Annotated in this window: 13 protein-coding genes; 1 reads left to right on the top strand and 12 read right to left on the bottom strand. The window is 55.2% G+C overall.

Annotated elements, in window-relative coordinates; all coding sequences use genetic code 11:
- Positions 1 to 154: 154 nt before the first annotated feature.
- From HDF14_RS20620 to HDF14_RS20605, 4 genes are all read right to left on the bottom strand, one after another.
- Positions 155 to 1165, bottom strand: a complete 1011-nt coding sequence (locus HDF14_RS20620; protein ID WP_183980457.1) for a polysaccharide biosynthesis/export family protein — start codon at positions 1163 to 1165, stop codon at positions 155 to 157.
- The gene (locus HDF14_RS20615) at positions 1152 to 3452 is read right to left on the bottom strand and encodes a GumC family protein (RefSeq protein WP_183980455.1); all 2301 of its coding nucleotides are present in this window, start codon (positions 3450 to 3452) and stop codon (positions 1152 to 1154) included. Before HDF14_RS20615 ends, HDF14_RS20620 begins: the two co-directional genes overlap by 14 nt.
- Positions 3453 to 3889: 437 nt before the next feature.
- Positions 3890 to 5017, bottom strand: a complete 1128-nt coding sequence (locus HDF14_RS20610; RefSeq protein WP_183980453.1) for a glycosyltransferase — start codon at positions 5015 to 5017, stop codon at positions 3890 to 3892.
- 304 nt (positions 5018 to 5321) lie between these two features.
- Complete coding sequence (locus HDF14_RS20605; protein WP_183980451.1) at positions 5322 to 6137, bottom strand: 2OG-Fe(II) oxygenase; 816 nt, start codon at positions 6135 to 6137, stop codon at positions 5322 to 5324.
- 557 nt (positions 6138 to 6694) lie between these two features.
- Between HDF14_RS20605 and HDF14_RS20600 the strand changes: the two genes are divergently transcribed.
- On the top strand, positions 6695 to 8146 hold the full coding sequence (locus HDF14_RS20600; RefSeq protein WP_183980449.1) for a sugar transferase: 1452 nt from the start codon (positions 6695 to 6697) through the stop codon (positions 8144 to 8146).
- A gap of 60 nt (positions 8147 to 8206) precedes the next feature.
- Here the strand turns inward: HDF14_RS20600 and hemA are convergent, their stop codons facing one another.
- From hemA to pqqA, 8 genes are all read right to left on the bottom strand, one after another.
- Positions 8207 to 9475 (bottom strand): glutamyl-tRNA reductase, encoded by a 1269-nt coding sequence (hemA, locus tag HDF14_RS20595; protein WP_183980447.1) that lies wholly within the window; start codon positions 9473 to 9475, stop codon positions 8207 to 8209.
- A complete protein-coding gene (gene ccsA, locus HDF14_RS20590; RefSeq protein ID WP_183980445.1) occupies positions 9472 to 10281 on the bottom strand; it encodes a cytochrome c biogenesis protein CcsA in 810 nt (269 codons plus the stop codon). Before ccsA ends, hemA begins: the two co-directional genes overlap by 4 nt.
- Before the next feature lie 184 nt (positions 10282 to 10465).
- Positions 10466 to 10666, bottom strand: coding sequence for a hypothetical protein (locus tag HDF14_RS20585; protein ID WP_183980436.1), 201 nt, complete (start codon positions 10664 to 10666; stop codon positions 10466 to 10468).
- A gap of 297 nt (positions 10667 to 10963) precedes the next feature.
- Entirely contained in the window at positions 10964 to 12049 is a 1086-nt protein-coding gene (gene pqqE / locus HDF14_RS20580) for a pyrroloquinoline quinone biosynthesis protein PqqE (protein WP_183980434.1), read from the bottom strand.
- Between the two features lie 328 nt (positions 12050 to 12377).
- A complete protein-coding gene (gene pqqD, locus HDF14_RS20575; protein WP_183980432.1) occupies positions 12378 to 12665 on the bottom strand; it encodes a pyrroloquinoline quinone biosynthesis peptide chaperone PqqD in 288 nt (95 codons plus the stop codon).
- On the bottom strand, positions 12662 to 13441 hold the full coding sequence (pqqC, locus tag HDF14_RS20570) for a pyrroloquinoline-quinone synthase PqqC (RefSeq protein ID WP_183980430.1): 780 nt from the start codon (positions 13439 to 13441) through the stop codon (positions 12662 to 12664). Before pqqC ends, pqqD begins: the two co-directional genes overlap by 4 nt.
- Positions 13414 to 14328: a pyrroloquinoline quinone biosynthesis protein PqqB gene (pqqB, locus tag HDF14_RS20565; protein WP_183980428.1), complete on the bottom strand. Its 915-nt coding sequence runs from the start codon at positions 14326 to 14328 to the stop codon at positions 13414 to 13416. Before pqqB ends, pqqC begins: the two co-directional genes overlap by 28 nt.
- A gap of 11 nt (positions 14329 to 14339) precedes the next feature.
- Entirely contained in the window at positions 14340 to 14426 is an 87-nt protein-coding gene (gene pqqA, locus HDF14_RS27715) for a pyrroloquinoline quinone precursor peptide PqqA (RefSeq protein WP_183792039.1), read from the bottom strand.
- Positions 14427 to 14541 lie beyond the last annotated feature (115 nt).

Raw genomic sequence — 14541 nt, 5'->3', positions numbered from 1 at the left:
AAGACTTCCATCCTGTCTGAGAAGCGATAGCGTCAGACTGCAACAAAGAGAGATTCGCAGTTGCCACTTTCAACATAATCGCAAAGCGACGTGGCGATCTTCCGGTGTTAGCTGTTCGGCACGGCGAAGCTGCGACTGAAATCAGCAAAGAGACCTAGTGATAGACGTAAAGGGCGGCCTGCGAAGTGCTTGCGAAGATTCCGCTTGTGAGAACTGTCTTTGACTTACTGATAGGAACGTAGATAAGGTCCTCAGCCTGCAACCGCGGGGGCGGAATTTTTCCCTTCTCGATGTCCCTGTATGGAAGGGGGGTCTCCTGTACCCGGCCGTCCGGAAGCTTGCGGATCAGCCGCATGGAAGAGACTGCGGCGTTGAGCGTAGTCCCATAGGCGAGCGCGAGAGCTTGAGTCAGATTCAGTTCGCCGCCTTCCTGCATGACGTACCCGCCTGGTCGAGTCACCCCACCTAGCACGTAGACGACTCCAGCACGCCGCACAGTGACTGTGTCTCCTGGATGAATCTTTGTGTCCACGAGCGTCATGTCGTCCGGGTCGCGGGAATAATGGATCATCTGTTTTTGTGGAGTAAGGCCTTCCGGATGACGAATCTCGATAGTGTTTCCCGCTAACTCGGTTTCGCCGCCGGCCAGAGCGATGATGTCCTCGAGGCTATGAGGCGCCAGCAATTCGATCCGTCCGGGATTGTGTACTTCGCCCAGAACGCTGACGTTTGAACCGGCATATTGACTGATATTCAGATTGACCTGGGGGTTGTTGAGAATCTTTCCGTCCTTGAGACGTGTCTCGATCGCTGTCGCAGCTTCGGTCATTGTCTGGCCGGCGACGTGGACTGGTCCGATCATGGGTAAAGTGATGTCCCCATGGGTGTCAATGCGGGCGTCGGTGGATAGCTCGGGAGCGTCGTACACTTCCATGCTGATAAGAAAGCCGGGTGCGAGTTGAAGGGCCGAGAAATCCTCGGGAACGGGAGTTAGAGTTGTTAGCCTTCTTCTACCTGGATTATCGTTCGCACCGCCACCATCAAAGGTACCGACTCCTCCTACCTTTGGCTGAGGAGGTTGACCCAAGACTGTCGACGAGACTGTAATGATCCCTAAAAACAGCGGAGCGAGACACATCTTTCCATAAAGCTTAGATAGTCGCATGAACCTGACCTTCCTCTTGCCTGGAGTAGCTGTAACCATGGAATCCGTCAGCCGCCGGATTGCGAACATCGTTCAGCACGACACCCAGTACGGGGGTGTTGGCGTGATGCAAGCTGTCGATCATGCTGGAGAGCACCGACTGGGTTGTTCTGCGTGAACGAACCACTGCGATGGTACCGCCCACCTTGCTCGCAATGATCGAAGTGTCCGTGACCGACAGGATGGGAGGACTGTCGATCAGAACGTAATCGTAGCCTGCTGCGCAAACGCGCAGCAGCGTATCGAAGGCCCGCGATTCGAAGAACTCGGAAGGAAACTCGGGCGGGCGCCCGGCGGGGAGCATGTAGAGGTTCGGTAATGAAGTGTGCCGAACGATGCCGAGAACTTCGGGCTCAGTGACCGGGTCTTCGAGGTCGCTTACGCCAGGAGAGATCGCGCATCCGAAGAGACGATGCAGATCGGGGTTGCGAAGATCGCAATCCAACAGAAGAACGCGCGCACCTTGCTGAGCAAAGGCCACTCCGAGGTTATAGACTGCTGTGGTCTTGCCGTCGCGGCCGGCAGCACTGGTGACGAGTAGAGTTCTAGGCCCATTGGATGGGAATACTCGCAGGATCGAGGTTCGGATGACACGGAAAGCTTCGGAGAATGGAGCCTTTGGCGCGTCGATGAGCTTGCTGTCTCCACCCGATACCGTCAACAGACTCTTGGTTCCCATCCGGGGGACATAGCCGAGCATGCGCAGTCCTCCAATGAGTTGGAAATCGCGCGGTCTGCGGACTGTCTCATCGAGAGACTCTCGGAGAAAGGCAGACGAGATTCCGAAGAACATGCCGACGCCTGCAATCAGAGACAGATACTTGAGATAGTTCGGTATGGCCGGGGTTCCGGCGGGACGAGCCTGATCTGCGATATCGATTCGAGTGGCGCGAACGCCCGAGGCAAGGCTTGCCGTCTGCAACTTCGAAAAGAGATTCTCGTAGAGAGTTCGATTGGAGGCTGCTTCCTGTGCCAAGACCTGAAGGTGGACGGTCGAGTCCGCCATCTCGTTGGCGGCAGACTGCTGTTTGACGAACTGCTGCCGAATCGTCTCCTCATTGTTCTTTGCGTAGATATAAGAGTTCTCAGCGCGCTTACTGATGCGCTGAAGCTCGGCATGCATCTGCGCCCTGATAGCATCAAGCTGTTGTTGGGTCTGCACGAGACGCGGATTATTAGCGCCGTACTTCACAGCCTCTCCCGCATACTCCTGGGCGAGTTCAGCCTCTTGAGTTCTAAGGGAGCGGATAAGCTGAATCCCCCCATCTCCAGGAAGTGCGCCCGCGCCGCCTCCGCCGCCGGCGCCCGCTGCTCCCAAGCCAATCACCACCTCAGGATCTTGCGACTGGACGAGGTGGAAGGTTGTCTCCGCGGCGATGCGGTTTGACTCTGCAGCGGTCAGCTCCTGGTTTAGTCCATAGAGCCGATCCGTCACGGTGCTATGTTGTGTTGTGCCTGCGTTCGCACCGTTGTCGCCGGGACCACCGCCAGCTAGTTGCACTCCCGCCAGGCCAGATTCTCTTTGGTAGTCCGCCAACTTCTGTTCAGAATCTTCGACCTGCTTCTTAAGGTCTTCAAGCTGTTTTCGAAGCCAGTAAGAGGATTGAATTGTCGAGTTGTGGCGACGGTCCATCGCGCTGTCGATGAACTTCTGCGCGATTGCGTTTGCTACGTTAGCTGCCACGACCGGATCTGGATTTAGAAACGTAATCGTAATGAGCCGGGTATCCGGCGGCGACTCAACGGTGAGACTCTTCTCAAAGCGTTTGATGAGCTTTTCGCGAGTGAGAGGCGCCTGATCGAGAGGCTTACCTTTTTCGGACGCAACAATAGCTTTGTTGAAGGGTCGCGTCTGCGTCAAGTTGAGGTCATGAATCACGGCGAGCGCCAGACCGTCACTTTGGAGCACGCTGATGTCGGTTTCGATCTCGGCCTTCAACTCATCAGCAGTCGGCGAAGCAGGCACGACATCCGTGGAGACATTTGCGCTGTTGTCTTCTTTGTTGATCTCGATGGTGGTCACTGCAGCGTACTTCGGGGTCATCAACAGACAAACCGCCAAGCCCAGAAGAAAGATACCGAGTGTTACGAGAGCAACGGTCTTCCATCGCCGACGCAGAACCCTGAGGACGCCTGAAAGCGTCTCGTACTCAGAAGGCACGGATCCGAAGAGCGAGCCATCCGATAAGGTGCCCAGAGCAGTAGATTGTGGCCTGGTAAGAGAAGAGTGTGGCTGAAGTGCACTCATAGCAATAATCCTTTTGCGCATTCGCCCTTGGTCGGTGCTGCTCCATGGGGGAATGCTATGAATTGTGCTAGCTCAAGAGGAACACCCTCGTGAGGCTCGAGGGATAAAATTTTTTCAGTGCAGATCAGATATTTACTCATGAATATACCACAGGATCTAGAAGTCTCCTCGAATCGTCTGTCATGCAATAGAGCTCTCTCGGAGCCGTAGACTTGCAGATCGTTGCAGGTCGTAAATGTCATCCATGTTGTATTGCATACGATCATTTGCGAGCTCTGCTTAGGATTTCCGTACTTGGTGAGACCTATCCCGAACTTCAATTTGTTCAAAACATGTAACAAATTTCAGATTACTCTCGTTAGTTGAAAGGGTTGTTACTTTCGCACATGCTGGTCAATCTATGAGACTGACTCTACTGCGAGAAGGTACCGCACTGTTTATTGCTGCAATCGACTCTCCATTCCGATGGGTTGGGGAGAAATGTTAGTGAGGCATTGATGAAAGATATCCATAAGCTGCCGATAGTTTTGATCCTCAGTGTAGACAGCAAGATATTTAGCTCTCGCCTGGATCCTCATTAGATTGAGACGCTCTGAACTTGTCATTAGGATGCTTACAGCGGAGGCGAGGTCCTTGCTGTCGCCGGGCTTATAGAAGAGACCGGTCACGCCATCCTCAATCATTGCCTTCATCGGTGGGGTCATAGCGGCAATAACAGGGGTTCCCTTGGAGTAGGCCTCGACGATTGTGCGACCGAAGGGTTCATACCACTCGGAAGGAAAGACAAGGAAGGCGGCTCTGCCGAGATATTCGCAGACTTCGGAGAGCGACTTTCGTCCCAGGTACTCGATCCTGGGATCAGCATCCGACGCCTGACGGACGATGGACTCGAGGGGGCCATCACCAATGATCTTTAATGAGACTGATTGCGGAACATCCGGCCAGGCCTCTAGAAGCGAGCGAACACCTTTTTCCTCAGTCAACCGGCCGACATATAAACCATAGCCGCCAGAACCGTCGCCGATACCGCTATCTGAGATAAAGTTCGGCTTCACGAGAATTCTCTCCTCGGGAAACCCGCCTTCGATGAGCTGCTGCTTCACAAAGCTGCTGACAGCGATGTAGCGATCGACGGAGTGCGTCCAGGTACCGCGGAGATGAGCATATGCGTTACTGGCAACGACGGCAGCCGACTGCAGATAGCTCTGTCGGTAGCAGCGATGCTGTATGGCGGCGAATGCGACTTTGCTGCCGATGCAGGTAGTACATACGTGGCCTTCGCGAAACAGATTGGCGGAAGGACAGATAAGCCGATAATTTCGGACGGAAAGTGCTGTGGGGACGCCCATTGCCTTCGCGGCGGCGAAAACCGACGGCGAAAGGAGAGGAAAGAAATTATCGACCTTCACAAGGTCAGGCCTAGTTGATCGAATCAAGTCTTTCAGTCGATCAGCTTCTTTGGCGTTCCAGATGGAACGCATACCCACGGTGATCAAATTCTCAGTTTTTATTTCGGCATTGTCGAGCACGTAATCGAGTACTTCTTCTCCGCGAGCGCGAAGCATCGCGATCTCCTGCTCTCGGGATTCATCTTCTCCACCTCGGTATATGTATCGATTGTGTAGAAACAGAATCCGCATCAGACCTCAAATTTCTTCCAGAATTTCGCTGTACCGCAGTCATTCCGACTCTTTCATTGTGAAGCAATATGGTGCAGATTGAGTGAGAAGACTGACTCATCCGAGATGGACGTGAAGCGACTCTCGGCATAGGCACATTAGCTGAGATGCAAATCTCAGTTTGGTTGCCCGTGAAGTTCAGGCCGAAAGCCTGCGGGCAACTTTTGAATTACTACATCTACGAGACGAACTACCTCATCCTCTGACGAACAAAATCGTAGAAGACCGGAGGCGTCCACTTCCGAACGACGCTTCGCACTGTGGGCTTCGGCTGATAGCAGGCCGGAGCATAGATCGAACTGTGCACGCCTAACTCTTTTCCGAGAATGCTTCCAGCGGTGTTGTAGTAGATCATGAAGGAATAGCGCGATCTTCCGTTCGGCTCTACTACCGGATTGATACCGTGGTAAGTGGTCTCCGAGATCTCCATGAGCAAAGTTCTGTTGAAGATAGGCTCTATCTCAGCTTCCTTGTGAGTGGCATCCTTATTCCACAACTCGAGTTGGCCGCCATATTCGGGACTCCAATCGCGATTGAGGTAGATGATCAGGGCCAGGCGACGGATGAGACCACTGGTAATGTCGGCATTGGAATCGATGTGAACATCGAACTTTCCCTTTGGCGGAATAATGCTGTAGCCAGCTCCATGCATATATGGGTCAGGCAAGAGATTCCAGATTCCAGTAATCTCGGACAGAAGATAAAGGAATGGAGCGGAATGGAGCAGAGCCACGAGCTGAAATCCGGCTGGACCGAGCCCCGCTGCGGACTTCTGTCCAAGCTTTTCGAGATTCTTGGAATTGTGATGCACCCAGTCGGAACTTCTGGCCTGGGACATCTCCTGAACCAGGGCCGTGAGCTGCTCTGATTTGAACAAGTCATCGATGGTGAGATGAGGAAACGGCAGACTATTCCGATATCGGCTGGCTAAGCCGGCTGAGCTCTCTGGGATCGAGAGTTGGTCAAGCAGTCTGGAAACATCGCGGATACCCGGTTCGTTTTGCATATTTCTCCGTCACACGGAAACGCCAGAATCTGCATTAACAATAAATTCATTATAGTGCCGTATCGCGGTTAGTGAATGCGACTAAAGTGCACCCGCCGAGATACGAAAGGTACAAAAGTTCCCAACTAGTAGCAATTTTTTAGCACTTCCAGTTTTTCAAAGCAGACAATCTGTCTTTCTCATGGCCGTTCTCTCTTTTCTTTGTGAAGAGATTATCGCTGCCATGAACTTGGAGCATTTTGTAGTCCAAACCGCAAACCCTTTGACACAACTCTCGAGTCTGAGGATTACTGCCCAAAATGGTGTGCCCAGCCGCCTTTATTGTGCTCTTCATTTAGCCGGAAAATTAGCTTCATTGATTGTGTATCCGGCCTCAAAATTGCTTACAGGAGTGAAGATAGCGACATTCGTTGAATATGAGAAGGTTTTCTTAGATCATCCGCTTCATTGCGGAGCCTGATTCAACTAGTTACTCTAGTGATGTGTGGTAATCGATTTTTTCCTTGTTGGCTTCGCATCATAACTTGCTGGAACGCATTGATAAAGGGGCTACACCAATGACGCCACCTAACAGAAAAATGTTTATTGAGTTGGTGGAACTAGGCGACATTTGCCTGTTGTTCGGTACTCTGGGGGCTGTGTATGCCTCTACCTCCGGGCATCGCTTCTTTGGCTTTCTAGAGTCGCTGGAAACTCGACACCCTATACAGGTCTTCCTCGAGACGCTGGCATTAGGGGTAGTATGGCACGGAATTCTCCGGTCGAATAAATTTTATCGGTCTCGAAGAGTGGACGGGCTTCTAAGAGAAGTCAGGGATGTAAGTCTGGCGTGCTTGCTTTGCGCGCTCTCCTGCTTTGTCTGGCTGCGATTAGTGAGCTCGCACTCGAGGCACAGCATCGCCCAGCTCGGTTTTATCAGCATTGTTTTCGGAGTGGTGAGCTTCGGTATCTTCGTGTCCACTCGGCTTGTGGGTCGAGCTTTAGCACGTGTCTTTCGTTCGAGGGGATATAACCTACGTCATATCTTAGTGGTCGGTACAAATCAGCGCGCCCACGGCTTTGCGCAGGATGTAGCGCTTCATCCGGAGTGGGGTTATCACCTGCAGGGTTTTGTCGACGATCAATGGTGGTCTGATGAAACGGCCGCCTCCAACGCGGGTGCTCTGCTAGGGGGGTTGGATTCGATTCCGTCTTTGCTGCGAACGATGCCGATTGACGAAGTGATTGTTGCGTTGCCGCTGGCATCTTTTTATCAACAGATCGCGGAGATAGTCGCCTCATGTCGCGATCACGGGATTGCGGTTCGAAGCATCGGAACGTTTTTCGATCCGGACCAGCCGAAGCGAACTGCATATCTTCCGGGCGGTGTCGGCACGATCACGCTGCATGACGAGTCATGGAATGCCTGGGGTTTCATGATCAAACGGATGACTGATGCAGTGGTGTCTGCGGTGCTGCTGTTGGCTCTGGCACCCGTTTTTCTGCTGGCGACGGCGCTCATCAGGTTGACTTCCAAAGGACCGGTCTTTTTTCGGCAGACCCGAATAGGCTACGGAAAGCGTCCGTTCGAGATTTTGAAGTTCCGTACGATGGTGGTGGATGCCGAGAAGCTGATGGCGCAGGTAGAGCACTTGAATGAGACGAAAGGCCCGACGTTCAAGTTGAAGAACGATCCTCGTATCACACCATTGGGAAAGTTTTTGCGGAAGTCGAGTCTCGATGAGATCCCTCAACTTATTAATGTTTTGCGTGGCGACATGAGCCTGGTCGGTCCTCGGCCGCTTCCTGTGAGAGATTATGAAGGATTCTCGAAGGACTGGCATCGGAGACGGTTCAGCGTCAAACCTGGAATTACATGCCTGTGGCAGGTGATGGGACGAAGCTCGATCAGCTTCGATGAGTGGATGGCTCTGGATATGCGGTATATCGACCAATGGTCAGTGTGGCTTGATATCAAGATCCTGTTTCAAACAATTCCGGCAGTCTTTCGTGGTTCCGGCGCAGTTTAGTTTCGCTTTACTGGTATGGATCAAGATAATTCCGAGTGGCTCGGGCCAAGATGGCCTTGTCTACTCGGAATTTTTTGTGCGCGTGGACTCACGCAAGGCAGCCAGTTGGGGGTGTAGGAGCTTGGCAGTCAGGGAACGGGTGAGGGCTTCTACCGCTTCGCGTTGTTGAGGGGAAAGATCTGCGAGTTTGGATTGGGAACGCGCCAGTTCGGCCATGCGGAGTTGTTCGGCGTGCTGCTGAAGGGCCTTGATGGCGGGAACAGCGTCGCGGGATTGGAGACGCTCCTGGTATTTGTCCACTTCCCTGCTGACGATATTCTCGGCTGCTGCAGCTTCGCGGCTGCGATCGGCCAGATTCGCAGCCGCAACCTGCTGGAGATCGTCGATGTCGTAGACGAAGCAACCTTCGACCTCGTTCATGCGCGGATCGACGTCGCGAGGGACGGCGATGTCAATGAAGAACATCGGGCGGTTACGACGCCGCTGGAGGAAGTGCTGGCCGTGGGAGCGTCCGAAGATCTTTTGTGGTGCGCCGGTAGAGGTGATGACGATGTCGGCGCGATCGGCCTGCTCGTAGAGGGCCTCGAAGGGAATGGCTTCGGTGTGGACGGTAAGGCTACTGAAGTTCTCGGCGATTTTTTCTGCGCGGGACTGGGTGCGGTTGGTGACGAGGATGGACGATGCGCCCTTCTGGATGAGGTGACGGGCGGCCAGCTCAGACATTTTACCGGCGCCCACCAGCAGAACGGTCTTTCCGTAGAGTGATCCGAAGATCTTCGTGGCGAGATCAACAGCAACGGACGCGATCGAAACGGAGCTTGAACCGATTTGAGTTTCAGTGCGGATTTTTTTCGCGACCGTGAAGGTGCGTTGCAGTAGGGCTTCCAGATGGGTCGAGACCGCGCCTGCGTCACGCGCGATGGTGTAGGCCTCTTTGACTTGGCCGAGAATCTGAGGTTCGCCGACGACCATGCTGTCGAGTGAACTGGCGACGCGAAAGAGATGGCGGACCGCTTCTCGTTCGCGGAACTCGTAGAGGTGGGGCTGGATGTCGTGGGGCGAGACGGCGAAGTACTCGTGAAGGAAGCGAAGGAGATCGGTTTTGGTCTGTGGCAGCGTGGCTTCGGCGTCGTCCTGGAGCGTTAGGAGTTCAACTCGGTTGCAGGTAGAGAGGATGAGGCCTTCGCGAACGCCGGGCTGGTGGAGGAGGGTGAGGGTGGCGTCGGCCAGGCGCTCGGCGGGGATAGCGAGCCGCTCGCGAACCTCGATTGGCGCGGTGTTGTGGTTGATGCCGAGAAGGACGAGGCGCCCCTGTGTCAGTGTGCTCATGGGGCGGCGAACCTGTGGACCGCGGAGAATTGGTTTGCGACCCAGACGGTGAGCACGACCAGGAAGACGAAGCTGGAGAGGTAGACGGCTCGTCGGCCACGGAGACCGGAGATGCGGCGTATGTGGATCATCGCTACGTAGACCAACCACATGGCGAAGGCGAGAAGGATCTTGGGGTCGCGGAAGTAGGAAGCGCCGACTGTAGCTTGGGCGATGAGCGATCCGATGAGAAGGCCGGCGGTCATGCAGGGAAGGCCGAAGAGAAGAGCTTTGAGTGCAATCTGATCGGTGGTTTCAAGCGGCGGCAACCAGGAGATGGTTGGCGACTTCTGTTTAAGACGGCGCTCTTGAACGAGATAGAGAAGGGAGGCAAGCATGGAGAGGAAGAGAGCGGCGTAAGCGGCAAGAAGAAGAGCGACGTGGAGGAAGATCCAGCCGGTGTGGAGGATGGGGAAGGTGGTGTTCTCCCGGCCGGGATGGAAGGCTGGAACCAGACCGAGGAGAAAGCAGATAGGCAGAAGGAAGATGCCGAGGGAGACAGTGCGGTAGCGGGCGTAGACGAGGAGGAAGGCCAGGGCCAGGAGGAGGCCAAGGAGGGTCTGAGTTTCGTGGGTGTCGACGGGAAGACGATGGTGGGCCTGGTTGAGCATCTCGGCCAACGATACGAAATGGAAGAATACAGCGGCTACGGTGCCTGGGATGGCTATGTGACGCCAGCGGGGGCGGTCGTAAAGAGCTGCAGGCAAGACCGCGAGCGCGGCGATGCCGTAGAGAGAGACCGCGACTCTGAGCCAGAGGAGAGACATAAGTGACGTACTGGGTGGTGCTTCGCGGAGTTTTCCGCAAACATCAAGTATATCGCTTATGAGTTTGATTCTGGAGGGATGCCGACGGGTTCGCTGTCTATGCTGGGAGCATGCGAATCGGCCTGAATATTCGTTGCTTTACGTGGAGGATCGCTGGCACATCCTGTGTTGACGCGGCTTTGGCTTAGCGAGCGGCGAGGAACATGGCGTGGATGCGGTAGATTCCGTATGCGAGGAACATCCAGGCTATTAGAGAACAAAGAAGGCCGAAGATGATGCCGTAGGCGGCGCTTGAGCCTTGTTTTTTGCGGTTTCTTGCGGATTTGGTGGGTTTCGTGGGGTTGAAGTTGATACCCACTTGCATCGACGACACTGCTCGGGCCATATTTGCTGTCCTTTTCGAACGAAGACGAGAGTACGGCTGTTGGAATACACCTTGATATCCCTCGAAGGGGGTATGTGTGGAAATTTGGGTACGAAATTAAATCCGGCGTGGTGAATGCGTGGATTTTGTGGGGGTTTTGGGGATTTCAGGCGTTTTTGCGGTGGTGAAAACGTGGTGAGAGTGTGGTGGATTGCGTGGCGGAGGTGGTGTTTTGACATCGACTTTTTCCGGTGTCGAAAATACGCCAAACTTTTGAAGTTTATTTTTGGTCGGATTTGAGGATGATCGCACAGCGAATCAGGAGTTTGCGAGGATGCGGTAGACCCATTGGGTTGGGGGCGGATGTGGGGCCTGGGTGATGGCGACTAGGTCGGCGTGGAGGTCGCTTAGGCTGCAGGCTGGGTCGGTGTTTGCGGCATCACCGGTTAGCTGGAAGGCTTGGCAGCGGCAGCCGCCGAAGTCGATCTCTTTGCGGTCGCAGTCGCCGCAGGGGTCTTTCATCCAACTTTGGCCGCGGAAGCGGCTGAAGGCTGGAGATTGTTGCCAGAGCCATTCGAGGGAGTGGGTGCGGACGGAGTCGAACTCCATGTCGGGGATGATGGCGGCGGCGTGGCATGGGAGGGCGAGGCCGGTGGGGTCGATGAGCATCATTTGGCGGCCCCAGCCTCCGACGCAGGGTTTGGGGTAGCGCGCGTAGTAGTCGGGAAAGACGGCCTGGAGTTGGATGCGGCCGCTTAGGCGGGATTGAGCTGCCTGGATGAGTTGGACGGAACGCTCTACCTGGATGGGGGTGGGCATGAGGCGGTCGCGATTCTTTAGGGCCCAGCCGTAGTACTGGACGTGGGCGATTTCGATTCTTTGCGGTTCGAGGGATTCGGCGAGGGCGAGGATGTCTTCGAGGCGGTCCAGATTTTCGCGGTGGACTACTACGTTGACGGTGAAGGCTATGTCTTGTTGGCGGATGAGAGTGGCGAGTTTGAGTTTGTGGGCGTGGGCGCGGGCTCCTGCGAACTCGTTGGCTTTTTTTTCGTCTGCGTCCTGAAGGCTTAGCTGGATGTGTTCGAGGCCTGCGTCTTTGAATTCGGTCATGCGATCGGCGGTGAGGCCTAGGCCTGAGGTGATCATGTTGACGTAAAGGTTCGCTTCCCTGCCCACGGCTATGAGTTTTGCGATGTCTGGTCGCGCTAGGGGTTCGCCGCCGGTGAGGTGGAGATGGAGGACGCCTAGGGCTGAGGCTTGGTGAAAGACCCTGGTCCAGTCTTCTGTTGATAGCTCGTTAGTCGCGGACTGCATTTGGAGGGGGTTGGAACAGTAGACGCAGTGGAGAGGGCAGCGATGGGTTACTTCTGCTACGAGCGAGAGTGGACCGGCGGGTGTCGACATATTTGCTGCTTGAAAAGATTGTATGCGCCCTGCGCGGGCGGCGGTCACTTCGTGACTTGTATACCCCTTCGGTTGGTGCTCCCGTAGGTCGCGGTGAAGATTTTTTGCCGACCATCGGGAGGCCTGGGCGAAGCGGTATACATGTCACGAAGTGACCGCTCCGCGCGTAGCGGGTCTTCTCTCTTCATCTATATAAAGACAGAAGCAGATCCCCTTCGGGGATGAGAACAAGAACGGCAACGACAACAGCAAGAGCTAATACAGGGATCCTTCCCCTTCGGCTTCGCTCAGGGTCAGGATGACGACATCCTTGATAAGGAAGAAGGGTTTAGTTCTTGTAGAGGAGGACGCTGCGTGCGTAGAGTTTGTCGAGGAATTGTTTTACTTCGGCGGCGATTTGCGATGCAGCGGTTGTGGCGTGCTTCTGTTGAAGAAGAGTTGTGATTGCACCTACGGAACGTTGTCCGTCGATAAGGCCGATGATCTCGCTGGCTGCGCCTTTGAGTCGTAGTGCGCCTTCGGGGACTAGAAGCATCGCTTCATCAGGCGAGACGGTACGGACGCGGCAACCTACTGCGAGACGCGGGATTCTTGTGTCTGCGACGGGTTCGCTCATGATAGCTCGGGGCGGAAGACGTTGGGTTGCGGGGGGAGCGATCCGGGTTCGACGTAGCAGTATTGGAGAGCGTCGAGCTGCGCCCAGAGGAGAGCGCACTTTCGCTCAAGCGAGCGGACTACCAACGATTGGAGATGAGGGGTGGTGGCGTGTTCGGCTGCGTAGTCGAACGCGAAGGCAGCGTCTTCGGGAGCTTGGGTGAGCCTGCCCTGAAAATAGGCGAGTCCATTTTGCAGCCAGGGGTAGTGCTTCGCGAGAGCGTCCATACGCAGAGCGATGAGTTGGCCGGCGAAGAGTTCGGTGAGCGAGGAGGAGACGGCTTCGAGAAGAGAGCTGTTGGTGACGAGGTCGATGTAGGCGTCTACTGCGTAGCGAACGCCGGGGAGAATAGCGTTGGTGCTGATGACGTAGTCGCGGTCGAGTCCGGCAGCCTCTGCGAGTTGCAGCCATTTTTCGATGCCACCTGCACCAGTGTCGCCGTCGTGGTCGATGATACGTTTTCGCCAGGCGCGGCGGAGGGCCACGTCTTCGGATTTGGAGAGGATGATGGCGTCTTTGATGGGGATGCGGCTCTGGTAGTAGTAGCGATTCAGCACCCAGGCCTGCATCTGGCCGCGTGTGAGCTGGCCTGCGTGCATTTGCAGATGAAAGGGATGTTTGTGGTGATACATCGCCTCGCCTACCTGTTGGAGGCGTTGACGTAGTTCGGCCTTGCTCAGCAGAGCCGACTCTGTTTGGTCTGTCTTGGTTACAGCGTTATCTCTAGTCCGTCCCATGCCACTTCCCAGCCTGCGTCTTCTACTTCGCGACGCTCTGAACTTTGTTCCTGCAAGATCGGATTTGTGTTGTTGATGTGGGTGTAGATTTTGCGAGTGTTCTTAAGGTCCTTCAGAGTTTCGAGCGAGCCGTCTGGGCCGTTGATTGGCAGATGGCCCATGGAACGGGCTAGCGGGGTTCCTGGTTGGGTCTTTTGTAGTTCGTCGTCGCTCCAGAAGGTTCCGTCGATGAAGATAGTGGAACACGTGGAGAGGAGCTGCTTCAAGGGATCGGAGACGGAGGGTAGCGCGGGAAGGTATGCGGCGCGGGCGCCGGTCGAGTCTTCGAGGATGAGTCCGATGGTTGCGCCGGTTGGGTCAAGGGCGGCTCGGTCTGCTTCGCTTATGTAGGTTGGGAGGTTGTTTGATAGTGCGATTGGAGTGCAGGTGAGGCCGCTACCTGCGTCGAAGGGGATGCTTGGTTCGATCTCGGTCCAGCGGGATTGTCCGGGGAGGCGATCGAGCATGTGAAAGAAACTGTTTTTCTTGAGGATGCTGATAACCGGGCGCGTGGCGTAGATGCGGACGGGGGTGAACTCGCGCATCAGGAGGAGGCCGAGGACGTGGTCGAGGTCGGCACTGGTGAGGATGATTGCGGCGACGGGGGTGTTACGTAGGCCCTTGGTTGGGTCTGGGTGGATTTCGGGGTTGTTGAGGAATTGTTGGCGGAGATCAGGAGAAGCGTTGATCAGAAACCAGGTCGCGTCATCTGCTGTGACGGCTAGCTGAGACTGTGTTCTGGCTTGGATGTTGGGGTGGCGCTGGCGGAGGGAGGTGCAGTTTGCGCAGGTGCAGTTCCATTGTGGAAGGCCGCCACCTGCGGCGGCCCCCAGGACTTTAATCCGCACAGAAACTCTGCTTAGAGTTCTACGGGAGCGTAGGAGTTGATCTCGCAGTTAAGGGATACTTCTTCAAAGTCGGGCGTGGCCCAGGTCGACTGTGTCATTGGGTAGAACCTCTCGTGGAAGATCTAAGACTTCTGGTTATGAGTGTACCGCATTGGCTTTGGGTTGGGTAAAGGCAAAAACGGGCAACGGCGTGCTGCGCGCACGGCGCGATCT

It is taken from the genome of Tunturiibacter gelidiferens (genome assembly GCF_014201335.1).
Taxonomy (GTDB): domain Bacteria; phylum Acidobacteriota; class Terriglobia; order Terriglobales; family Acidobacteriaceae; genus Edaphobacter; species Edaphobacter lichenicola_E.
Note: the sequence above shows the minus strand (reverse complement) of the source record. Positions and strands in the feature narration are given on the sequence as shown.

Bases quoted from the DNA above. Each gene is read 5' to 3' on its own strand.
- HDF14_RS20620 (WP_183980457.1), bottom strand. From the start codon at position 1,165: ATGCGACTATCTAAGCTTTATGGAAAGATGTGTCTCGCTCCGCTGTTT.
- HDF14_RS20615 (WP_183980455.1), bottom strand. From the start codon at position 3,452: ATGAGTGCACTTCAGCCACACTCTTCTCTTACCAGGCCACAATCTACT.
- HDF14_RS20610 (WP_183980453.1), bottom strand. From the start codon at position 5,017: ATGCTTCGCGCTCGCGGAGAAGAAGTACTCGATTACGTGCTCGACAAT.
- HDF14_RS20605 (WP_183980451.1), bottom strand. From the start codon at position 6,137: ATGCAAAACGAACCGGGTATCCGCGATGTTTCCAGACTGCTTGACCAA.
- HDF14_RS20600 (WP_183980449.1), top strand. From the start codon at position 6,695: ATGACGCCACCTAACAGAAAAATGTTTATTGAGTTGGTGGAACTAGGC.
- hemA (WP_183980447.1), bottom strand. From the start codon at position 9,475: ATGAGCACACTGACACAGGGGCGCCTCGTCCTTCTCGGCATCAACCAC.
- ccsA (WP_183980445.1), bottom strand. From the start codon at position 10,281: ATGTCTCTCCTCTGGCTCAGAGTCGCGGTCTCTCTCTACGGCATCGCC.
- HDF14_RS20585 (WP_183980436.1), bottom strand. From the start codon at position 10,666: ATGGCCCGAGCAGTGTCGTCGATGCAAGTGGGTATCAACTTCAACCCC.
- pqqE (WP_183980434.1), bottom strand. From the start codon at position 12,049: ATGTCGACACCCGCCGGTCCACTCTCGCTCGTAGCAGAAGTAACCCAT.
- pqqD (WP_183980432.1), bottom strand. From the start codon at position 12,665: ATGAGCGAACCCGTCGCAGACACAAGAATCCCGCGTCTCGCAGTAGGT.
- pqqC (WP_183980430.1), bottom strand. From the start codon at position 13,441: ATGGGACGGACTAGAGATAACGCTGTAACCAAGACAGACCAAACAGAG.
- pqqA (WP_183792039.1), bottom strand. From the start codon at position 14,426: ATGACACAGTCGACCTGGGCCACGCCCGACTTTGAAGAAGTATCCCTT.